Below are 23695 nucleotides of genomic sequence, written 5' to 3' on the forward strand. Positions count from 1 at the left end.
TACAAACAATATATATATAACCTAAATTTTTACGGTGGCAGGTTCTAAGTCTATTACAACCTGGTTACGTATTATATCATCAAACGTTTCACGTTTGCGTATTAAGTGTCCTTTTCCGTTGTACCATAAAACTTCAGCAGGGCGTACTCTTGAGTTATAGTTACTCGACATAGAGAAACAATACGCTCCGGAATTACGGAAACAAAGCAAATCACCTTCTTTGATCTCGGCAATACGCCTGTTGCTGGCAAAGGTGTCTGTTTCGCATATATAACCTACCACGCTATAAAATCGTTCCTTGCCTTTCGGGTTAGAAAGATTTTCTATATGGTGGTATGAGCCGTACAACATAGGGCGTATAAGATGGTTAAAGCCACTGTCAACCCCTGCAAACACTGTAGAAGTGGTTTGTTTTACCACATTTACTTTAGCTATAAAATATCCGGCCTCGCTTACCAGAAATTTACCGGGTTCAAAACAAAGGGTTAAGTCCTTGCCGTATTCTGCACAAAAGCTATTGTATCTTTTACTGAGTTTTTTACCCAATTCTTCAATATCGGTATGAATATCGTCTTTTTTATACGGCACTTTAAATCCGCTACCAAAATCAATAAATTCCAGTTCTTTAAAGTTTTTAGCCGTATCAAATAATATTTCTGCGGCATACAGAAAAACCTCAATATCTAATATATCAGATCCTGTGTGCATGTGTATACCATTTATATGCATACCTGTGTTTTGCACAATTCTTAACAGGTGCGGAAGCTGATGGATAGAAATACCAAACTTACTATCTATATGCCCTACCGAAATATTACTATTTCCGCCGGCCATTACGTGAGGGTTTATCCTGATGCACACCGGTACACTGGGATGCTTTGCGCCAAACTGTTCCAGTACAGAAAGGTTATCTATATTAATTTGTACACCAAGTGCTGCAACTTCTTCAATTTCTTCCAAAGAAACACCGTTAGGGGTATAGATTATTTTTTCGGGTTGGTACCCCGCCATAAGCCCCAGCTGTACTTCCTGGATTGAAACTGTATCCAGCCCGGATCCTAATTGTTTTAATAACTTTAATACTGATATATTACTTAACGCTTTTACAGCATAGTTTATTCTTAGTTGCTTTACCTTACTAAAAGCTTTCTCCAGTTTATGATACTGTGTTTGTATTTTTTCCGCGTCGTAAACATACAGCGGGTTTCCAAATTCTTCTGCAAGTTGCAGTAATGTCTTCGCATCCATCTTAATCGTGTTATCCTGCAAAATTACTTATCAATTAGCAGAGAACCAATTTACTACCTAAAGAATAACAAAAAATAACATTTTGTTTTATATGTAACTTAATTTTGTTTTTATCGGAAATATATCACCCAGTTTCATTATCAGATAATTTTTTAGTATTTTTAAGTAGGGTTTTTTTATGTTAAAATGTTAAATTTAAATACAAATTAAACTTAAAAAGCTATGAAAAATATTTTACTCACTGTTTTTTTCTTTGTGTTTGGTCTAGGTTTTTCACAACAAATATCCCCTGTTCCGGATATGTATCAATGTAATAACGAGGTTTTTGATCTTACCACTCGTATTCCGGAAATAATGGGCAACGAGGACCCGAATAACTCACAGGTAACTTTTTACATTACAGTTGCCGATGCTTCGACAGGTACAAATGCCATTGCAAATCCTAATGCTTTTATACTATCTTCATGGCCTCAGCAAACTGTGTATGCACGTTTGGATGATTTACAAACAGGGAGTTTTTCTCTTTATTCGTTCAATTTATTTATTGGCTCAGGCTCTTACCATCATGATAGCATAACTGTGTGTTCTCAATATGTATTAGACGCATTACCAACAGGTTTAAGTTTTTATACACACCCCGGTGGCAGCGGTAACCCTCTTCCTCCCGGATCGAGTGTAACTGAGAATGCTATTATATATGTTTACGGACAGGAAGGTACTAACACCTGTATTATAGATACTTATTTCTATGTAACTATATTAAATTCAGGTATTCCCCCTATAGAAGACGTTGTAAGCTGTACCGGATACATTTTTCAGCCACTTATATCCGGAAATTACTATAGTATGCCGGGAGGTCCGCTTACTCCCGGAAATACACAATATAATGCCGGCACACTTTTAACGGAGTCTGCTACTATATATGTATATGCCACCCCAACAGATGGGGCGTGTGTTTATGAAGATTCTTTTACTGTAACGATTACTTCGGGAGAAACACTTACTGAGGACCCACAAACGTTAACCTCTTGCGAATTAGAACAGAATAGTGGTATAGGGGTTTTTAATCTTTGGCAGTTGGCTCCAGCCAATAATCATTATGCGCAATTTTATCTTTCCTGGGAAGGAAACCAGGGTGTAGACCTTATTACAACACCTGAATACTTTTTAAATACCCAACCCAACCAAACGGTATATATGCAAACCACTTTTGATTTTTGCACATATACTGTAACCCCAATACAACTTGTTGCAAATACGTGTAGTGGCGAGGCAGGTGTTTCAGGTATTGTGCATTTTGACGATGAAAGGAATGGCTGCGATGCAGACGATCAGCCACTCAGCGGAATGTTATTAGCTTGTAATATAGGTAATGCAGTGTTTTATACCTTTACCGAAGCTGATGGCAGTTATCATTTTTACAATCTGCCACAGGGAAGTGGTTACTTATGGATTACAAATATAAATTCACAGAATTATTTGTTTGATTTACAATATGCTACTATTGACTACACCGGTGTACCGATAACCCAGAACTTTTGCGTAACTACTCCGGAACCGTTTAGTGATTTGGCGGTATATGTTTATCCGAACAATTTGCCTCGCCCGGGGTTTGAAACCTCTTATGTGGTAGGAGCATATAATCTGGGTAATGTTACCGAACAAAACGGTACAATAAGCCTTACTTACGACCCTGCTTTACTCACGGTAACCTATGCAGATGGAGGTACTGTTAACGGTAATACTATAACCTGGACGTACGAAGATATACTGCCAGGAAATGGAGTATGGCATTATGTAAACTTTTTAGTGGCTACACCTCCTACGGTTAATTTAGGTACATTAATTTCTGTTGGAGCAGCAGTAACAGTATCTGGCACCGATGTTAATCCGGAAAATGATACTTTTAATTATGATATTGTAGCTACCAATTCTTATGACCCTAATGATATACATGTACACGAAGGTGAATGGATTACAGAAGCACAAACTGACGAGTTCCTTAACTATACGGTTCGTTTTCAAAATACCGGTACTGCAAATGCAGAGCGTGTGAGGGTAGTTGTTGCTGTAGATGACAACCTGGACATAGATACTTTTCAAAGTATAACATCGAGCCATGGATACAGGGTAAATCGTACCGATGGTATGCTGGAATTTGTTTTTGATAATATTAATCTCGCTTACGAGAGTGCTGACGAAGCGGAAAGCCATGGCTACGTTTCGTTTAGGATTAAGCCTGCCGCAACTGTAGGTGTAGGTGATAGCATGAGCCAATCGGCAGCGATTTATTTTGATTTTAATGAACCAATAATTACTAACACCGTAACAACTACGGTAACTACAGTATCAGGTACACAAACGGTAAACGCTAATGTATTTACTATGTATCCTAACCCGGCAAAGGCCACAGTAATGATAGCACCCGCTGTTACCGGTTCAGATGCTGCGGTGGTTATATCAGATGTACTAGGTAAAGAGTTACTTACAAGCCGCATAACCGGTAACAATAATGCTATAGACATATCTACGTTACAAAGTGGTGTGTATATGGTTACCGTAAAAACCGGTTCAGGTGAGCAAACCCAAAAACTTGTAGTGAAATAATTCAAAAAAATAAGCTACGAGAAAATAAGCAGAACCGTTTCCCAAAAAGGGAAACGGTTCTGTCTTTATAATTCCGTTACTTTTTCTTTAAAGAAATTAACGTAGAAAAACTGCTCAGGATTTAAACCCGCATCTATAATTGCTTTTTCTATGAGTGCTTTATCAGGATTTGATGTTGCATCAGTTTGCTTTAAAAGTGCCAATAAATCAGTGGCGTTTTCAAATTTAAAGCTGAGTTTTGTATTTAACGAATAGGCAGTAATGCTGTACTGAATATTGCTATTTATACCTTCATCAAGTAATATCCCTGCTATCTTTTCTATTGACTGTTCCATACTGTTTATCTGCGTTTTATTTTAAAGGTAGCAAATAGGAAATTTATGCACTCTTAAAAATAAGGTAAAAGTTGCAGTAAAAAACAATTTGTTTCTATTTAAAAAATAAATACGTAAATTTTAGTATTTAGCTTAAACATTCAGCGAATTAATTTTAGGATTGAAATTTAATTATTGCACTTTTCATTGTGTACGGTTTTAACATAAGACTTGTTAATAAATTAACATTTGTTAGTATTTATTTTCTTACAAAATTTATTTACCGCGTTTTGTTATTTACTTTTTAAAAAAGGGTAAGTTATTTTTCGTTTGTCATTAAAATTAAACATAAAATATAAATTTTTCTGAAAAGTGGTTGTATTGATCTATGTTATTTTGACAATATAGGTAAATCTATAGATTTGATTTAGGGAAAAACCTAATAAATAATTGTTAAAATTCATTTTATTTATGCAGAATCTATCAGAAAAATGGATGAGAATTAGTATTTTTTTAAATATTCTCATCGGCTTGTTTTGCGTAAGTGCATACTCACAGGTTACCGTTTCGGGGGCGGTATCGGGTAACGGCTCTTACACATCTTTACGATTAGCGTTTAACGCAATTAATGCATCGGCGCAAACAAACGCCACAATTAACATCACTATTACTGCCGACACAAATGAGGGGACCACGTCGGCAATATTAAATCAGGGAGCCTGGAGCCGGGTAAACATCAGGCCATCCGGAGCGCGTACCATTGTAGGTAATAATACTAACTCTTTAATCAGGCTTAACGGTGCGGACAACGTTTATATAAACGGCTTAAACACAGGAGGAAATTCGCTTACGGTAGAAAATACATCTACATCTAACAACTGGGGGCTTGCCACTATTTTGTTACTTAACGATGCTTCTTACAACCAAATACAGAATTGTACCATTAAGGCGTCGGGTACCAATACTTTTTCGGGTGCTGTGGTACTGTCTGGCGGTACCACTACAGGTAATGACAATAACGAAATAAGTTATTGTACCATAATGCCGAGTGGTACTAACCTGCCGGCCTGTGGTATTTCTTCAAACGGTAGCAGTTCTTCGGTTGCGAACAGTAACCTTGTTATTTCTAATAACATTATACAGGACTGCTTTTCTGCTACGGTGTCGTCTGAGGGTATCTATCTTAACACAGATACAGATAATGCCACCATTACATCTAATAAAATTTTCCAGACGGCAGAACGTACTACAGCTGCATTAAGTGCTACCACGTATCATCGTTTCATTTTGGCAAGTACATCGGCTAATTCAGGGCACAATATTTCTAACAACATATTAGGTTTTTCTAATGAGGCAGGCACGGGTTATAGTATTTTTAGCGGTTCCAGCTCTTATTCTGTGAGGGGTATAGATGTGGTGACTTCTACTACCGCAGGTAGTACAACAATATCTTACAACACCATTGCGGGTATTAAAAACACGGTTAACATGGGGAGCAATGTATCTCCGTTTGTAGGTATTATTGCTAATGGCTATAGCTATAATGTGAACAATAATACCATAGGTAGTGTAGACACTGCAGGTTCTGTAGTTGTTTCTGCATCTACCGCCGCTACATACACTACTACGCTGTATGGTATTTATATGCAGGCAACTAATAGCGCTACAGTAAGCTACAATAGTGTAGCCGGCATCTCATCTGTGAGTGCTGCTGATTTGCCTTCAACCCTTATAGCAATATCCTTGTTAAGTTCGGCTAACTATACATCTAATTATAATACTATCGGCGGATCGGTTTCGGGATCGTTAACGGCAGGGGTTTCGGGACTAACAAGCACATATCAGTCCAGTGTTTATGGCATTAACAATACATCTAGCGGTTCAACACAGATTATGAATAATAACACTGTGAGAAATTGTAGTGTTTATACTAATGTGTCTGGAGCGTTGAGGCCTTACCGCGTTACCGCAGCAGCAAATATTACTATAAATAACAACCTTGCCGAAAATTTAAGGATGGATGGTACAGGTTACCTTATAGGAATCCAAACATCAGGAACAGGTACACAGGTATATATTCAAAACAATACCATACGCGGCACACAGCTAAACAAAGGATATCTTACCGGTATACAACAGTCAGGAACAGTTTCTTCTACTCTGGATATTTCCGGTAACCATCTGGGAGATGCATCTGCTGTATTCGGAACCTATACTACCGCAGCGGATAATACTTCGGTAATCGGTATTGCTACCTCATCTAACACTACGCCTACTAATTTAATCCGCTTAAACAACAATGATTTCCGTAATGTAGTGTTTACCGCATCTAGCCAAACTACAATAAGTTTCTTATATAACATATCTCAGGCACTTAGCATGACTATGGATGGTAATACGTTTACAAACCTTTCTATTAATACAGCTGCAAAAACGGTATCACTACTTAGAAATGACGTAGCAATGCCGGCAAGTTCTATATACACCATTACAAATAATGCCATTGTAGGCTCGTTTTCTAAAAACACATCGGGTACTTTTTACGCTTATTTTGGTGGCACGCCAGCGTCTTCAAATTCGGCCCAGCTTACTATAAGCAATAATAATTTTTCTAATGTAACCCTGGGTGGCACTACAACAGCCTATGGTATTTATTCAACTGATACAGGATCACCTGTAAAAACAATTTCATCAAACACTTTTTCTAACTGGACTGTAGGAACAGGTCAGGCATATATTTTTAACCTAAGTGGCTTTGGGTCTGTTTCAGCGGTGTCTAATAACACTATTTCTTACATAAGCAGCCAGGCTATCCTATATGGTATAAATCTGGGTAGTATTTCTACAGCTACAAGGCTTGATGTTGCAGGTAACACAATAACCAACTTGGGTAGCACAGGAGCATCTGTGTATGGTATTGGTACCACAAGTAGTTCTTCTGTATTAAATATAAGAAATAATACGTTTGCAGATTACTCTTCATCTGCAAGTTCTACGGCTGTGGCAGGTGTGCAGGTAACAGCTGCAACGGGTACTGTAAATATTTATGAGAACGCATTTTCCGGCTTTAACCATTCGGCTGTAACCGGGCCTTCTGTTTCGGGTGTTATAGTAACTAACGGTACTACGGTAAATATCTATAGAAATAAAATTACAGGTCTGTCTATGAGCGCATCTGGTGCTAACGGTGTAGTTTTAGGACTTAACTTTACCGGCGGAACTACAGTTAACGCATATAACAATTACATAGGAGCACTTACAGCGCCGTTGTCTAACAGTACTAACGCTATTAACGCTATACGCTGTAATTCTGGTGCAACATCGGCATTCTATATTTACAATAATACTGTTTACTTAAATGCAACATCGTCAGGCACTAACCTCGGGGTATTCGGTATTTATCACAGGGCATCTGCTACCGCTACAGTGTGTAGCCTTACACTAAAGAATAACATAATTGTAAATACCTCTGTGCCTAAGGGATCAGGGAGGGTAGCAGCCTTGTACCGTAGTGCTACCAATATGGAAAACTATAGTACAGACTCTAACAATAATATTTTCTATGTAGGTACGCCGGCAACAAATATTTTAATACTGCAACAGGGAAGTACTACCGCGCAGACTGTTGCGGCTGCAAAAACCATACTTACCCCAAGGGAAAGTAATTCATTTACAGAAAATGTTCCGTTTGCCAGTACTACGCCATCAGCAACGAACTACCTTCGCATACCTAACAATAGCGTAACCATTGCCGATGGAAATGCCTTACCGCTTAGTACAGTAACAACCGACTTTGATGGTGATACCCGCAGTACCACCACACCAGACATAGGTGCCGATGAATTTACAGGCCAAACCGCTACTATAACTGCTGTGAGCAGGAACCAGTATTGCAGTTCGGCAGCAGGCCAGGTTGTTACAGTAACAGGTACTAATATGACACTGGTTACAAAAGTTACCTTTGTAAATACTTCGGGCCAGGCAGTAAATGCTACCATAAGCAGTGCTACCCCTACAACACTTACGCTAGCTACACCATCTAATATAGCTACAGGCGATATGAAGGTGTATTACAACGGAGGCGTTTACACAGCTGCATATACAGTATATAATACACTTGCCCCGGTTACAGTAAATGGTAGCACTACCATTTGTCCTGCTACAAGTGGCGCTACGCTAACTTTATCAGGGTTAACAGGAACGGTAACACGCTGGGAGTCGGCTCCGGATGCTTCCTTTACCGGGGGAGTGGTAAGCATAAACAATACCACCGCCACACTTACAGTTTCAGGAATTGCCGCTACTACGTATTATCGTGCAGTGATAGCTAATGGTAACTGTGGTACTGTTTATTCCGGCAGCGGTATTGTAACGGTAAATACCACTACCTGGGACGGTACCTCATGGTCTAACGGACTTCCTGTTTCGGGCACGGTAGCTAATATATTGGGAGACTTAAATATCACAGCCGACTTTGCTGCATGTACGTTGGTAGTAGATAACAACGCGGTGGTAACCGTTAATCCTGGCGTAGACCTTACTGTTGCAGGAAGTGTAACAGTAGCAGATGGCAGTACGATTAATTTTGCCGATACTGCCAACCTTATCCAAACTACTAACGCGCAGAATACCGGTACAGTTAATGTGTTTAAAAATTCGTCACCGTTATTCCTTTTTGATTACTCTATGTGGAGTACACCGGTAACTGGTGGACAAACACTGGCCCAGTTTTCGCCTGAAACGGTTTCAAACAGGTTCTATACCTTCAATCCGTTAACTAATGCATTTGCCAGGGCAAATTCTGGAGATACATTCAGCACAGGTAAAGGATACCTTATACGTATGCCAAATAGCTGGACACCGTATAGCGCATCTAATCCGCAGCCGGCGGCTTGGACTGGTACTTTTACAGGTACACCTAACAATGGTAATATTTCTGTGCCTGTAACATCGGGCAGCACGGGCAATACCCGATATAACCTTGTAGGTAATCCTTACCCGTCGCCTATTAAAATTTCTGACTTCCTTACCGCTAACGCTGCCAACATAAATGGTACAATCTGGGTTTGGAGAAAACGCAACGACAGTCGAAATCCTGTATCGTATTCTGTTTGTACGGCAGCAGGTTGTACGTACAATAACGGATTTAGTTACTATTCAGATGACACATTGCTTTCTAAAGGTCAGGGCTTCCTTGTGCAGACCAAGTCTGGTGTAAGTAGTGTTGTATTTAACAATAGTATGCGTAGGTCTGCAAACGTATCACAATTCTTCAGGCAGGCAGAAAAAGACCGTTACTGGTTAAGCCTTACCGATAACACCGGTGCAGAGTACGGGCAAATGCTTGTGGCATACCTGCCGGAAACTTCTGCAGGTTATGATGATGGATACGACGGATTATACAATAACGAAAGCGCCACATTCTTAGGTTCGCTAGTACAGGATCAGGAGCTTTCGGTAGAGGCAAGGGCTGCTTTTGCAGATAATGATGTGTTGCCATTACAGTTCAGGACAGATGCTGCCACAACTTTTACCATAGCACTGCCTAAGACTGAAGGAGTATTTACATCGGGGCAGCATATTTACCTGAATGACAAGCAGGAGGGTATAATAAGAGATCTTACACAGAGCTCATATACCTTTGCAGCAGAAGCAGGCACGTATGCTAACAGGTTCGAAATCATTTATACCACCACGGCGTTGGGTAAACATACCCCAGACAGTGTAAGTGATGTTATTGTATTTGCTAAAAACAACACCATAGGTGTGGTAACCGCTAACAGTATAATTGCCAAAGTAGAAGTGTTTGATTTAACCGGAAGAGTAATTTACAGCGAGGCCGGAATTAATGCTACTACTTACACCAGCAGCAGTATTTCATCGGCGCAGCAGGTGCTTATTGTTCAGGTAACCGACATTAACAACAAAAAAACAACCAAGAAAATATTTCTGTAGCACATAGCGTGTAAAAGATACTTTCTTGTAATAATGCCGCTTTCCGTGTGTAGCAAATGCTACGCTGAAAGCGGCTTTTTGTTTTAAGGATTTTGTGGGCACAGCCTTTAAATGCCTGCAAATTTCTGCCTAAAGAGTATTTGGATTATCTTTGCAGCTAAAACGTATACAAAATGTCCACATTTTTAGACCTGGATTTACCTAAATCATTACAAAAAGCCATAGACGAGTTGGGCTTTACAACGCCTACACCCATACAGGAACGCGCTATGCCTGTAATAATGAGCGGCAGGGATATGATGGGTATTGCACAAACGGGTACGGGTAAAACCTTTGCCTACTTGCTTCCTATATTAAAACAATGGAAGTTTATGGCTACAGATACACCAAGGGTACTTATACTGGTACCTACGCGTGAACTTGTGGTTCAGGTGGCAGACGAAGTAGAAAAGCTAACCAAATATATGTCGGTACGTGTACTGGGTGTATATGGTGGAGTTAATATCAATACACAGAAAACCTTGGTATACCAGGGTGTAGATATACTTGTAGGTACACCTGGCCGTGTTATGGACCTGGCGCTGGATAATGTTATACGTTTTGATGCACTGCAAAAACTTGTAGTAGATGAGTTTGACGAAATACTGAATCTGGGTTTCCGCTTTCAGGTAACCTCAATACTTACCATGCTTAAGGAGAAAAGGCAAAACATACTATTTTCGGCTACCATGACCGATGAAGTGGATGAAATGCTGAATGAGTTTTTTGATTTCCCTGAGGAGGTTTCGCTGGCTCCAAGTGGTACACCGCTTGAAAAAATTGCACAAACAGGTTATGTAGTGCCTAACTTCCTTACAAAAATAAACTTGCTGAAACAGCTTTTGGAAGATGAAAGCATGGAGCGCGTGCTTGTTTTTGTAAACAATAAAAAAACAGCCGACCTTGTAATGACGGCGCTCGATGATGATTTTTCGGGCCAGTTTGGGGTTATACACTCTAATAAGTCTCAAAACTACAGGCTTAATACCATGGCCGAGTTTCAGCGTGGCGAACTAAGGGGTATTGTAACTACCGATGTTATGGCACGTGGTTTAGATATTTCAGATATTACCCATGTAATAAATATGGAGTTCCCTGAAGTGCCTGAACAGTACATTCACCGTATAGGGCGTACAGGCCGTGCGGATAAAGAAGGTACAGCCATAAGCTTTATATCGCCAAGGGAAGAAGAAATCCAGCTGGCGGCAGAAGTGCTTATGGAAAAGGAAATCACGCTGCTATCTATGCCCGAAAACGTAAAGATAGAGGAGAAGCTACTGGAGTTTGAAAAAGACAAGAAAAAGGTAAAATTCCTGCTTAAGAGGCCTAAACTTGAGGGTGGGGGAGCTTTCCACGATAAAAAAGACAAAAACAAAAAGGTAAACCTGGGAGGGCCGGGCAAGCGTACACCGCGTAAAACAGCCCCAAGGAACCGTGCGGTAGAAGCAAAACGTGCTGCCGGTAAAAAGAAAAAGAAATAATATCGTCTTTACCTACTATCAATAAAAACGCCCGGATTTTCTGGGCGTTTTGCATTATAATATTAAGTACAAATTATTTATTGGCTGTAAACACCAGGCATACCGGTGAGCAAAGCTCTATCTTTTTTCCGGTGTAGCTCAGGAAGCCGGTACTTTTATCGCGCTTAAAAATGGCTATGTTGTTTGTGTTTTGGTTGGCAATAAGCACAAACCCATCGTTTGGCCCCACAATAAAATTACGCGGGCCACTGCCCTGGGTGCTTATTTGCTGCACCATGCTCAGCATACCATTAGCATGTACCCTGAACACAGAAACAGTATTGGCATCACCGCGGTTTGTGGTATACAAAAACTTACCGTCGTTACTAAAGTGAATGTCTGCGGCGCCGTGCTTACCACCCAGCAGGTTAGGGTTTACATTTATTTCCTGTACGGTTGTAAGCTTATCATTGGTGTAATCAAGGGTGGTTAGTGTACCATCAAGCTCCTGCAACAGGTGTACAAAGGTACCGTTAGGATTAAACACCAGGTGCCTTGGCCCGCTTCCGGCCTTTACAGAAAAAGATTGTTTTAGTGTAAGCGTTTTTGCTTTGCCATCTGCGTTATAGCTGTACATGTAAATTTTGTCTGTACCCAGGTCGTTAGCAAATACATACTTTTTATCGGGGCTAAAATATACCATGTGCAGGTGTGGCGCCTCCTGCCTTGATTTGTCTGGCCCGTTACCGCTATGCTTTACTACCTGTACGGCATCTGAAAGGCTGCCGTCTGGCTTCCGCTCAAAAACGCTGATAGTACCACCTGTGTAGTTAGCCACTATAACATTTTTGTCGTCATTTATAATATAGCACGGGTCGGCTCCGCCGCTGTCTTTTTTATTTATAAAGTCTATCTTACCTGTAGCGGCATTATACTTAAACGAGCTTACGGTACTTTTTGCACCATCTTCGTTAACGCTGTAAAGGTATTTCTTATCTTTTGTAACCGTTAAATAGCTGGGATTTATAACCGCATCTGTACTTGATTTTAGCTTGGCTTCAAGCGTATTTACATTAAAATCATACACATAAATACCTTTGCTCTGGCAGGCATTGGTATACGTGCCCACCAAAAGATTATAATTATCCTGTGCAGAGGCGGTTATTACGGTAAAAAGGGCTAAAGCTTTGATTAATTTCATTGTAGGTATATTATATCTGCAAAAGTAAGGTATTTAAGCAGTATGTAAAAATTGCCTTGCTATTTAACGTTTTCCATTCGGATAAAAATGTGTATTTTTGACAAACTTTCAAACGAATGCAGTTTAAACACCCGGACATTATATACTTCTTGTTTTTGCTTATTATCCCTGTATTGGTGCACCTGTTCCAGTTAAGGCGGTTTAAAAAGCAATATTTTACCAATGTCCGTTTCCTTAAGGAGCTTAATATGCAAACCCGCAAAAGCTCAGTCATTAAAAAATGGCTGTTGCTTACTACGCGACTATTGCTGCTTGCCGCGCTGATTATAGCGTTTGCCCAGCCGTTTTTTAAAGCAAAAGACGATGATAAGCGCAGTAATGAGCTTGTAGTGCTGCTGGATAATTCTTTTTCTATGCAAGCCAAGGGTAACCGTGGCGAGTTGCTCAAGCGTGCCGTACAGGATCTCCTTGAAAACACTCCCGAAAACCAGCAGTTTTCCTTGATTACAAATAACGGAGCCTGGTGGGATACTGATATTAAATCCGTTCAAAAGGATTTGCAAAACCTGCAGTATACCGATGTGGCTTTCCGTCCTGATTTTATGTTTACCAAAGCCCGCACAAAGAATCCGGTGGTAGGCAAAGATGTTGTGGTAATATCTGATGCGGTAAACCTTGACGCAAAGTATGTTTCGGGCTTTGAAAACGCTACAACTTATGCTATTACTCCAGAAGCCGAGAACGTGCGTAACGTGGCTGTAGACAGTGTTTACATCTCTCAGGTAATGGATAACTTCTACGAGGTTAAAGTTAATCTTAAAGCATATGGCGATGTAGAGGGCGATATACCGGTAGCGCTTTACAACGGTAAATCATTACTTGCAAAAACACTTGTGAAGTTTGACGCTGAAAAAAACAGCACTGCTTTTACCATCCCTAAAAAAGATTTTAACGGTTATGTAACACTTACAGATAATAGCCTGGCGTATGATAATACGTATTATTTCAGTATTTCTAAGCCGCAAAAGTCTAATGTGCTCGCCGTGGGTAGTGCAGATAAAAATAACTTCCTGGGCAGGATTTATACCGCTGACGAATTTAATTTTACAAGCACGCCGCTAAACACACTGGATTATAACAGCCTTGAAAAACAGGATGCCATTATACTAAACGAACTGGAAGACATACCGCAGTCATTAGTTACCACCCTAAAAGATTTTTACGCAAAAGGTGGTAACGTTGTGGTAATACCTGCAGTAAATAGCAGCGTCCAGTCGCTTAACAATTTGGTATCGGTATTTGGCGGGGTACAATACAAAGCCTATGCAAAGGCAGAGAAGCAGATTACAAAAATTGCCTTCAACCATCCGCTATATCAAACGGTTTTTGAAAAGAAAATCGAGAATTTTCAATACCCTCAGGTAATCGGTAGTTTTACCCTTTCGGGCAATGCGGTACCAGTACTGAGCTATGCAGACCAATCTCCATTTTTGGCGGCGGTAACAAATAAGCTGGGTAATGTGTACGTGTTTGCTGCCCCGATTAACAAGCCGGCGTCTAATTTTCAGAACTCGCCGCTTATTGTTCCTACCTTTTACAATATGGGGCAAAACAGCGGTAAAACAGGTGTGAGTGCCATAACCATAGGCGCTAACCAGAGTTTGCTAATAGATACTGTTTTGGGCAAAGATGAGGTAGTTACTGTAAAAAATGGTACAAGTGATTTTGTGCCTGCGCAGCAGTTGCTTAGTAATAAAGTAAAACTGTCTTTTGGCAGTTACCCCGAAACTGCCGGTAATTATACCGTGTATAAAGGAAACGAAAAGCTAAAGGATATAAGTTTTAACTATCCGCGTACCGAAAGCGACCTTACGAATAAAAATACCGGTGCTTTTAGTGGCTTTACTAAAGCAGATTCTATCGCTACCGTATTTAACGATATTACCTCTTCAAGGACTGCCAGCGAATTATGGAAATGGTTTGTAATGGCTACCTTGTTATTACTGATTGCCGAATTACTGATACAAAAATTTGTAAAATAAAATGAACCTGATCTTTAAAAACGCCGTTATTGTAGATCCATCCAGTGCGTACCACAAACAAACTGTAGATATTGAGGTACAAAACGGAATAATTTCTAAAATTGGTAAAGAGCTGTCTGCGCCTGATTTCGAAAACATTGAGTTAGATAACCTTCACGTTTCACAAGGCTGGTTCGACAGTTCGGTAAGTTTTGGTGAACCGGGGCATGAAGATAGGGAAACGATAGCTAACGGCCTTGATGTAGCAGCGAAAAGCGGATTTACAGACGTGGCTGTACAGCCAAGTGGTGCACCCGTAGCCGATAAACAGGCTGATATTTTCTTTCTGTTGAGCAAGTCGGCACATACTGCAACAAAAATTCATCCCATAGGGGCATTAACAAAAGGCAGTGAAGGTAAAGATATAGCCGAACTTTTTGATATGAAGAATGCCGGCGCCATAGCCTTTGGCGATTACCAGAAAGCCTTGCAGGATGCTAATTTGCTTAAAATAGCATTACAGTATGTTCAGGATTTTAATGGGCTTGTTATAGCATTGGCGCAAGACGATAAAATTAAAGGGAAGGGTGTGGTGCATGAGGGTGAAGTAAGTACCCGCCTGGGATTAAAGGGTATCCCCGCACTTGCCGAAGAACTTCAGGTAGCGCGTAACCTGTACCTGCTAGAGTATACCGGTGGCAAGTTGCATATACCTACCATTAGTACAGCCAGGTCTGTGCAGCTTATAAGGGAAGCAAAGGCTAAAGGCCTTAACGTAACCTGTAGTGTGGCTGTGCACAACCTGTTGTTTACCGATGAGGTGCTGGCTGATTTTGACAGTAATTATAAACTACTGCCACCACTACGCCCTGAGGACGAGCGCAAGGCGCTTGTAGACGGAGTAATGGATGGCACTATAGACGTTATAACATCAGACCACAACCCGCTTGATGTGGAGGTTAAAAAACTTGAGTTTGACCTTGCAAAAGATGGTACTATAGGTTTAGAAACAGCTTTCGGAGCATTAAATACGATACTTCCGCTGGATGTTGTTATAGAAAAACTTACCGCTGCCCGATCTGTATTTGGTTTGCAAAGTGTATCTATACAAGAGGGCGCTGCGGCATCTTTTACGCTGTTTAACCCCGACGGTAATAGCACATTTACTGAGTCTGATGTATTATCTAAGTCAAAAAATTCAGCGTTTTTTGGCCAGAGCCTAAAAGGGAAAGCGTATGGCATTTATAATAATGGTAAATTGGTTTTAAATGCAAAATAGTAATACTTCGTTTAGCCCGGAAGTAATAGAAAAGGGTAAGCCCGCCGCCATTACGGCATATATACTTGTGGTAGGCGCGTTTATAGCGCTTTCTATGAACTCAGAAGATAAGAATCCCTATGCCTCTTTCCATGTAAGACAGGCGCTGGGGCTTTCGCTACTTTTTATTATTATAGGGTATACTCTTAGCGGTTACTGGAACCCTATGATTGTATATCCGTTTTGGATTTTTATATCTATTTTATGGACCTACGGTATCTACACCGCCATAGCAGGGCAAACACGGCCTATTCCGCTTTTGGGAAATTTGTTCCAAAAGTTTTTTAAAAATTTTTAGTCTATGGATTTCTCATTATATCACCTTATACGCCAGCCAAAATTACAGCAGGAAAGTTATCCTTTACTTGTTCTTGTACACGGTTATGGCAGTAATGAAGAAGATTTGTTTGGCTTTGCAGACCAGTTGCCAAACGAGTACCTTATCATCTCAGTACGCGCGCCGTATACATTGCCGGGTTATGGCTTTGCATGGTATGCCATTAACTTTGATGCAGACATGAACAAGTTTACCGATGACACCCAGGCGGTGCAATCACGCGACTTAATAGCCCGTTTTATTGACGAAGTGGTAAGCAACTATCCGGTAGACAAAAACAGGGTAACGCTCATAGGATTTAGCCAGGGCGCTATATTAAGCTATGCGGTAGCGCTTAACTTTCCTGAAAAAGTGCAGCGTGTGGCGGCGTTAAGCGGCTATTTACATACACCCATATTACCGGAAAACGGTAAGGGTAACGGTGCAGATGCCCTGGATTTCTTTATTTCGCATGGCACTGTAGATCAGGTAATACCTGTGGAGTGGGCACGTAAAGCCCCGGAATACTTAAATGGCCTTGGTATTAAAAATGAGTACCATGAATATCCGGTAGGGCATGGGGTAGCACCCCAAAATTTCTATGACCTGCTAAAGTGGTTGTCTAAATAAAAAAAGAAGCGGACTTATAATTATATAAATCCGCTTCTTTTTGTCTTATTTTATCTTCCGGGGTTTTGCTTTATGTAAACCTCAGTGGCCCCTAGGCCATATTTTTGGTAGTTTGCGTCGCCAAAGGTTACTTGTTCATAACGCCCCAGTAAATAGTCGAGTTCTGATTTTAATACACCTTCGCCCACACCGTGAATAAATACCACCCGGGGAATACGATTTTTTATGGCGTATTCTACATGATGGCGCGCGGTATCCATTTGCAGGGTAAGGATGTCATAATTGCTCATCCCTTTTTTATTTCGCACCAGTTTTTCTATATGCAGGTCTATTTCTATGACCACATTTTCCTTACGGGATTTTTTTTCAGATAGGATAGAAGGTTTTGGTTTGTATTTACCCGGTGTTTCCTTTTCCTTTATAACAGCACTAAGGCTCTTCCCTGCAAAGAAAGAGCCTATTTCGCTGTTATTATTCATTAAAAGTTCTGCTTCAGAAAAAAGAAGTTCAAATCCTTCTGTAGTAATTATAGCAACGCTGCCATCTTTTTTGTAAGACTTTACTGTTCCGCTAAAAGAATCGTCTATAACGGTAACTTTATCGCCTGCCTTAAACTTCATCGTTATTATCCCTTTCTTTTTTTCCCGGTACTTTACTCATTAATTTCATAAGCCCAAGCATAAATACCATTATGCAGGGTGCCATTATCAGTGGGTTTGGCTTAGGTAGCGATTGCTGATACAACGCTACAAAACCGCACGCAAATATTATTATGATATAAACTAACTTCAATACAAAAAATTAAAAGCGTCCGCCAAGGCCTGCAGCAGCAGTAGAAACTACCGCGATTATCAAGACGAAATACATTACAATACTTAAAATGATAAGGATACCCGCAAACATAAGGTTGTACTTAAGGTTTGCAAATGCCTGTGTAAGCTGCTCTGTGTTCATGTCGGCAACGGCGTTACGGGCTTTAATCGAGAAACGGAATAAGGTAACTACCGGTATGGCCCAAAAAATATTAAACACTAACATGAATACGCCCACAACCGCAGGATTAAAAGGCATGGCACCTGCGGGCATATTACCGGCTCCTACCATTACAATGAATGACATTAGCAGTGAAAGCCCAATGATAATAAAGCCTACAATAGAAATAAACAGGCCCCATCCGCCTGCTACGCGCAGGTGATTTTTAGCTTCTTCGGTTACACGTAATTCAAATGATTCGAAAGAGGAATCTTTGTAGAATTGCTCCATAATATAAAAAATTGATTAGTTACTTTTCAAATTCCTGTAACGTGTTGGTAATTATGGTAACGCATTCCTCAAGTTGTTCTTCAGTCATTACAAGCGGTGGTGCAAAACGTATAATATTACCGTGTGTAGGCTTGGCAAGCAGGCCATTGTGCATCATAGCTACACAAATATCCCATGCTGTAGAGCTGTCTTCAGTGTCATTTATTACAATGGCATTAAGCAAACCTTTTCCGCGTACCAGCGACACTATGTTACTGCCTGCAATATACGCATTCATTTTTTTCCTGAAAACATTTCCAAGGTGTTCTGCATTTTCGGCAAGTTTTTCTTCTTTCACTACTTCTAATGCAGCTACTGCCACTGCCGCAGCAATAGGATTCCCGCCAAAAGTAGAGCCGTGTTGCCCCGGTTTTATTACATTCATTATATCGTCGTTTGCCAGTACAGCACTTACAGGATATGCCCCGCCCGATAATGCCTTACCCAGTATAAGTATATCGGGCTGCACATTTTCATGATGTACGGCAAGGAGCTTACCTGTACGGGCTATTCCTGTTTGTACCTCGTCTGCTATAAACAGTACGTTGTTTTGTTCGCACAAGGTTTTGGCCTGAGCCAAATAACCATCGGCAGGCACATACACGCCTGCTTCGCCCTGAATAGGCTCTATAAGTAAACCTGCAATATTAGTTTCCGTTTTTAATACGTGGTTCAGCGCGGCAATATCATCATAAGGTATGCTTATAAAACCGGCTGTATAAGGGCCAAAATTTTTACGTGCGTTTTCGTCGTTACTAAACGATATAATAGTGGTGGTGCGCCCGTGGAAATTGCCATCGCATACAATTATTTTTGCTTCATGCTCTGCAATGCCCTTCTTTTCATAAGCCCATTTACGGCAAAGTTTTATGGCAGTCTCCACTGCTTCGGCGCCGGTATTCATGGGTAATACCTTATCAAACCCAAAGAATTTGGTTACGTACTCCTCATAACGGCCTAGCTGGTCGTTATAAAAAGCGCGCGAGGTTAATGTAAGGGTCTGTGCCTGGTTAACAAGTGCATTTACAATCTTCGGGTGGCAGTGTCCCTGGTTTACGGCAGAATAAGCCGAAAGAAAATCATAGTAGCGTTTTCCTTCAGCGTCCCATACGTAAGCGCCATCACCGCGAGATAATACTACGGGAAGCGGGTGGTAGTTGTGTGCTCCGTATTTGTCTTCCAGAGCAATGGCGTTCTCGGTATTAATTTTGTCTAAAACCGGCATAATGAAGTAATTTTCGTAAAAGTAAAATCGTCAATTCCTTCTTAATAGGAGAGAAATCATCCTTTTTAGTGCAAATTAATAAAATTTAAGGATATTTTAGATTAAACAATAAATAAATATGGATTGTGTAATTTATTGTTGATTTTGCACAGGCACGTTAAAGTTATTCTTTTCAATGATGCGTGCCAGTAAAGTTGCGGCGCTTGTTTTAAGCCAGTCTGGAGATATTATTTCTGCGCTGTCTGCAAACATAAGGTACCAGCGTAGCAAGCCTTCTTCGGCCCATTGTGTAAAAAATGTCATCTCTACCAGGTCGCCCAAATCTTTTTCTTCTGTAAAGCCGTAAAAATGGCGCCTTTCGTTTAAGTAGGGCACTGTGTTTTTCTTTATCCTGAGCACCACTTTTTCATAAGGATATTGCTCCCAGGATTTAGGGTATAGCTGCTGGTATTCCTTAAGGCTTACGTGGCCTTGCTGTGCAGTAGTGGTAAGCTGTATTTTCACAATGCGGTCTATACGGAACTGCCTGTATTCGTTTCGTAAATGGCACCATGCTATAGTATACCAATAGCCATTTTCATGAAAAACACCTATGGGCTCTGCAGTGCGTTCGTTTTCATTTTCTTTGCCAAATGCTTTGTAGGTCATACTCACAGCTTTTTTTTCTGCAATAGCTTTTAGCAACGTATCCAGGGCGGTACTGCCTTGTGGTATGTTTTTATGGTAGGTAAGTACATCTATTTGGTTTTCAAGGCTGTCTACTAAATCTTTTTCGGTGCTGCGCAATACTGCCTTTACCTTATAAAGTGCGGAAGCAAAGTTGCCCTGTACACCACTATCGGTAAACTTTTCCATAAGTTTACCGGCGGTTATAAAGGCCACTGCCTCCTCTGGGGTAAACATAACAGGGGGAAGGCGGTAGCCCTCTACCAAAGAATATCCCACGCCCGCCTCGCCATATAGTGGTATACCTGCCTCTTCTAACGATCGTATATCACGGTACACCGTGCGCAGGCTTATACCAAACCTATCGGCAAGATCCTGCGCTTTTACAACCTTTTTAGATTGTAGTTGTATTAATATGGCGGTAATACGGTCAAAACGGTTCATTGCTATACAGAAGGTTCGTTTAGCATCTCCATTAATTTCAGCGTGGTGTTCCAGTTGCGTATGGTGGCTTTCAGCCCCAGTTTCCCTTCAATAAAAGAATTGGTAAGCTTAGAATCGGCAGCACTGCGCGATAGTTTTAAGTACAGTATGTTTCCCACAGCTTTAAACTCGTCGTCGCTGCGGTTATATTTTTTTAACTGATCCATACCCTGTGTGGTAGCCTCGCCCGAAAGAAACGTTACAAAATATTTTTTAACGCCCTGCGGTTCAGGTTCGGCAGTAGTATAAGGATTGTTTTGTATGGCTTTCTGCAAATCAGCTTTATCCAGTATAAAGGTAAAAACATCGTGTCCGTATTCTTTATATAATAGTTGTTCTATTGTACGGCCGGTTTTAGCCTTGTCTGTTTCTTCCGTTTCAAAAATTACATTGCCGCTTTGTATGTAGGTGGCTACATTTTTAAACCCGTTGGCTTCCATCAGCCTTCGTAAATGTTCCATTTTTATAACGTTGTGTCCGCTAACGTTTACGGCTCTAAAAAGGGCAAGGTATGCTGGCATACTGTTTTATTTAAGTTCGGTTTCCATTTTTTCTAAATAGGGCTTAAATGGCGAAGTATCTTTCATGTACTTTTTTGCCGTTGCTGCCCATTTTGCAAAGTTAACCTTATCCTTTAAACCATAGTAATGTCCTGCCATATTAAAAGCCATCTCTGCACTTTGGTCGTCATCTTTAGATATAGAAATACCTTTGGTATATAGTTTTTCTGCTTCGGCTGCATTTTGGTTATGTAGGTAAGAATATCCTAACTCCCTATAAAACATATAATTTTCAGGGTCTACAGAAAGCGCTTTTTTCAGCACTTCGATGGCTGTAGTGTATTGCTCTGTGGCATTGTATGCAAATGCCAGTTCAAACTCAAGCCCTTTGTAATGTGGATCTTTGCCGTACGCTTTAAGCAGTACAGGTATGGCTTCGGCAGAAGCTTCTACATCATTTAACAAAAAGCCTTTATTTACCAGCCTGTCTGTATTATCTTCTCCTTCCCTGTAAATTTTCAGCCAGTCCGGCTCTTTGGGTAATCCCATTTGTTTTAAGGCGATATCAGGTAGTATCGCCAAAAGCGCATATCTCTTAGGAAGCCGATATTTTAAGCTGCTTTCTCTTTGTGTATTGTCTTTAGAAAATTTACCACTATTTACGCTAAAATTACCCTGAACATCAAACGTGTATCCGGCACTGCCATCAAGGTAAACAAACCCATAGATGTATGTGTTTTCTACTTCTTTTTGTGGTAGCGCTACCCATTTGTTTTCGCACTCATAGTATTTTTTATCAAAATAAAGTCCGTCTTTCTGGCCATAGGCCATATGAACAGAAAATAAAAATGTAGCAATAAAAAGCAATAGTGGTTTCATGTGTAAGACAGGTTAATTGGTTATAGGGCGAAGATAATAATTTTAACCGTTCACCTTAATTTACCCTCCGTTTTAAATACGTAAATATTTACGCTAAAAAACGTATTTTTGCCGCATGGGAAAAAAGAAAACAGACAAGATTGTATTTACTAATGTTGCAGTGCTAGATGCCGGCGCTAAAGGTGTATCGGTAGCTAAAGCACCAGATGGTAAAGTTATTTTTATACCTAATGTTGTACCAGGCGATGTGGTAGATGTGCAAACCTTTAAAAAACGTAAAGCGTATTATGAGGGTAAAGCCGTGCATTTTCATGAGTACAGTGCCGACAGGGTAATTCCGCCATGCCAGCATTTTGGTTCGTGCGGTGGCTGTAAGTGGCAAAATATGCAATACGAAAAACAGCTTTATTACAAAAATAACGAGGTGTATAACCACCTTAAGCGCATTGGTAAAATAGAGTTGCCCGATTTTGAACCTATTAAGGGGAGCGACAAGCAGTTTTACTACCGTAATAAAATGGAGTTTTCTTTTTCTAACGCCCGCTGGATAACCGATGAGGAGGCACAAAGCGGTGAAGAAATAGAACGTGGCAATGCCCTTGGTTTCCATATTCCGCGTATGTGGGATAAAATTCTTGATATTACCCACTGCCACCTTCAGGGCGACCCAAGCAATGCCATACGCAACAGCATTCGTGATTTTGCTAACAAGCATGGTATGGCGTTTTTTAACCCAAGGGAACACAGTGGTTTGCTGCGCACGCTTATGATACGTACAGCAAGTACGGGGGAAATAATGGTGCTTATTCAGTTTTTTGATGATAACAAAGAGCAGCGCGAACTGCTTATGGATTACCTGGCCGATACATTCCCCGGTATTACATCATTACAATACGTAATTAACCAAAAAGCAAATGATACCCTGTACGACCAGCATGTGGTACTGTACAAAGGGCGTGATTTTATACTGGAAGAAATGGAAGGCCTTACGTTTAAAATAAACGCTAAGTCGTTTTACCAAACCAACTCTGAGCAGGCGTACGAACTGTATAGCATCACACGCGAGTTTGCTGGCCTTACAGGTAACGAACTGGTATACGACCTTTATACAGGTACAGGTACCATAGCGCAGTTTGTGTCGCGTAAGGCAGGTAAGGTAATTGGGGTAGAGGCAGTGCCCGAAGCCATAGCCGATGCCAAGGAAAATGCGGTACGCAATAATATTACCAATTGCGAGTTTTTTGTAGGAGATATGAAGGATGTATTTAATGCTGAGTTTATAGAAACCCACGGACAGCCCGATGTAATTATTACAGACCCTCCGCGCGATGGTATGCACAAAGATGTGGTAGACCAGATACTGCGCATAGCGCCGCAGCGTGTGGTATATGTAAGCTGTAATTCGGCTACGCAAGCGCGGGACCTTGCCCTTATGGATGAGGTATACAAAGTAACCCGTGTAAGGCCGGTAGATATGTTCCCGCAAACCCACCATGTAGAAAACGTGGTGCTTCTGGAAAAACGATAATTA

At 40.7% G+C, this 23695-nt stretch carries 17 protein-coding genes; 8 read left to right on the forward strand and 9 right to left on the reverse strand.

Features of this window, described 5'->3' with window-relative positions; all coding sequences use genetic code 11:
* Positions 1-21 precede the first annotated feature (21 nt).
* The gene (gene lysA, locus ACLI08_RS08285) at positions 22-1254 is read right to left on the reverse strand and encodes a diaminopimelate decarboxylase (RefSeq protein WP_411428402.1); all 1233 of its coding nucleotides are present in this window, start codon (positions 1252-1254) and stop codon (positions 22-24) included.
* 216 nt (positions 1255-1470) lie between these two features.
* Between lysA and ACLI08_RS08290 the strand changes: the two genes are divergently transcribed.
* Positions 1471-3855: a T9SS type A sorting domain-containing protein gene (locus tag ACLI08_RS08290; protein WP_411428012.1), complete on the forward strand. Its 2385-nt coding sequence runs from the start codon at positions 1471-1473 to the stop codon at positions 3853-3855.
* A gap of 65 nt (positions 3856-3920) precedes the next feature.
* Here the strand turns inward: ACLI08_RS08290 and ACLI08_RS08295 are convergent, their stop codons facing one another.
* A complete protein-coding gene (locus tag ACLI08_RS08295) occupies positions 3921-4190 on the reverse strand; it encodes a hypothetical protein (RefSeq protein ID WP_411428013.1) in 270 nt (89 codons plus the stop codon).
* 450 nt (positions 4191-4640) lie between these two features.
* Between ACLI08_RS08295 and ACLI08_RS08300 the strand changes: the two genes are divergently transcribed.
* Together ACLI08_RS08300 and ACLI08_RS08305 are read left to right on the forward strand one after the other, a co-directional pair.
* Positions 4641-10124, forward strand: coding sequence for a T9SS sorting signal type C domain-containing protein (locus ACLI08_RS08300; protein ID WP_411428014.1), 5484 nt, complete (start codon positions 4641-4643; stop codon positions 10122-10124).
* A 173-nt stretch (positions 10125-10297) separates the two neighbouring features.
* Complete coding sequence (locus tag ACLI08_RS08305) at positions 10298-11644, forward strand: DEAD/DEAH box helicase (protein WP_411428015.1); 1347 nt, start codon at positions 10298-10300, stop codon at positions 11642-11644.
* A 73-nt stretch (positions 11645-11717) separates the two neighbouring features.
* Here ACLI08_RS08305 and ACLI08_RS08310 read toward each other — a convergent pair whose 3' ends face one another.
* Positions 11718-12824: a lactonase family protein gene (locus ACLI08_RS08310; protein ID WP_411428016.1), complete on the reverse strand. Its 1107-nt coding sequence runs from the start codon at positions 12822-12824 to the stop codon at positions 11718-11720.
* 116 nt (positions 12825-12940) lie between these two features.
* Here ACLI08_RS08310 and ACLI08_RS08315 point away from each other — a divergent pair, with 116 nt between their 5' ends.
* Genes ACLI08_RS08315 through ACLI08_RS08330 form a run of 4 tightly spaced genes read left to right on the forward strand, consistent with a single transcriptional unit; the run spans position 12941 to position 17109 of the window.
* Entirely contained in the window at positions 12941-14866 is a 1926-nt protein-coding gene (locus ACLI08_RS08315) for a BatA domain-containing protein (RefSeq protein WP_411428017.1), read from the forward strand.
* 1 nt (position 14867) lies between these two features.
* Entirely contained in the window at positions 14868-16124 is a 1257-nt protein-coding gene (locus ACLI08_RS08320) for a dihydroorotase (RefSeq protein ID WP_411428018.1), read from the forward strand.
* On the forward strand, positions 16114-16461 hold the full coding sequence (locus ACLI08_RS08325; protein ID WP_411428019.1) for a hypothetical protein: 348 nt from the start codon (positions 16114-16116) through the stop codon (positions 16459-16461). The genes ACLI08_RS08320 and ACLI08_RS08325 overlap by 11 nt, the downstream gene beginning before the upstream one ends.
* Before the next feature lie 3 nt (positions 16462-16464).
* Positions 16465-17109, forward strand: coding sequence for an alpha/beta hydrolase (locus tag ACLI08_RS08330; RefSeq protein WP_411428020.1), 645 nt, complete (start codon positions 16465-16467; stop codon positions 17107-17109).
* Between the two features lie 50 nt (positions 17110-17159).
* Here the strand turns inward: ACLI08_RS08330 and ACLI08_RS08335 are convergent, their stop codons facing one another.
* The 6 genes from ACLI08_RS08335 to ACLI08_RS08360 all read right to left on the reverse strand — a co-directional run bounded on the left by ACLI08_RS08335 (position 17160) and on the right by ACLI08_RS08360 (position 22164).
* Entirely contained in the window at positions 17160-17729 is a 570-nt protein-coding gene (locus tag ACLI08_RS08335; RefSeq protein ID WP_411428021.1) for a Smr/MutS family protein, read from the reverse strand.
* 181 nt (positions 17730-17910) lie between these two features.
* Positions 17911-18372 (reverse strand): hypothetical protein, encoded by a 462-nt coding sequence (locus ACLI08_RS08340; protein ID WP_411428022.1) that lies wholly within the window; start codon positions 18370-18372, stop codon positions 17911-17913.
* 19 nt (positions 18373-18391) lie between these two features.
* Entirely contained in the window at positions 18392-19636 is a 1245-nt protein-coding gene (gene rocD, locus ACLI08_RS08345) for an ornithine--oxo-acid transaminase (RefSeq protein WP_411428023.1), read from the reverse strand.
* Positions 19637-19768: 132 nt separating this feature from the next.
* A complete protein-coding gene (locus tag ACLI08_RS08350) occupies positions 19769-20746 on the reverse strand; it encodes a helix-turn-helix transcriptional regulator (protein WP_411428024.1) in 978 nt (325 codons plus the stop codon).
* A gap of 2 nt (positions 20747-20748) precedes the next feature.
* A complete protein-coding gene (locus ACLI08_RS08355) occupies positions 20749-21306 on the reverse strand; it encodes a DUF1697 domain-containing protein (protein WP_411428025.1) in 558 nt (185 codons plus the stop codon).
* A gap of 6 nt (positions 21307-21312) precedes the next feature.
* Positions 21313-22164: a tetratricopeptide repeat protein gene (locus tag ACLI08_RS08360; protein ID WP_411428026.1), complete on the reverse strand. Its 852-nt coding sequence runs from the start codon at positions 22162-22164 to the stop codon at positions 21313-21315.
* A gap of 115 nt (positions 22165-22279) precedes the next feature.
* Between ACLI08_RS08360 and rlmD the strand changes: the two genes are divergently transcribed.
* Positions 22280-23692 (forward strand): 23S rRNA (uracil(1939)-C(5))-methyltransferase RlmD, encoded by a 1413-nt coding sequence (rlmD, locus tag ACLI08_RS08365; RefSeq protein ID WP_411428027.1) that lies wholly within the window; start codon positions 22280-22282, stop codon positions 23690-23692.
* Positions 23693-23695 lie beyond the last annotated feature (3 nt).

The organism is Flavobacterium sp. RNTU_13, assembly GCF_046614455.1.
Lineage (GTDB): Bacteria > Bacteroidota > Bacteroidia > Flavobacteriales > Flavobacteriaceae > Flavobacterium.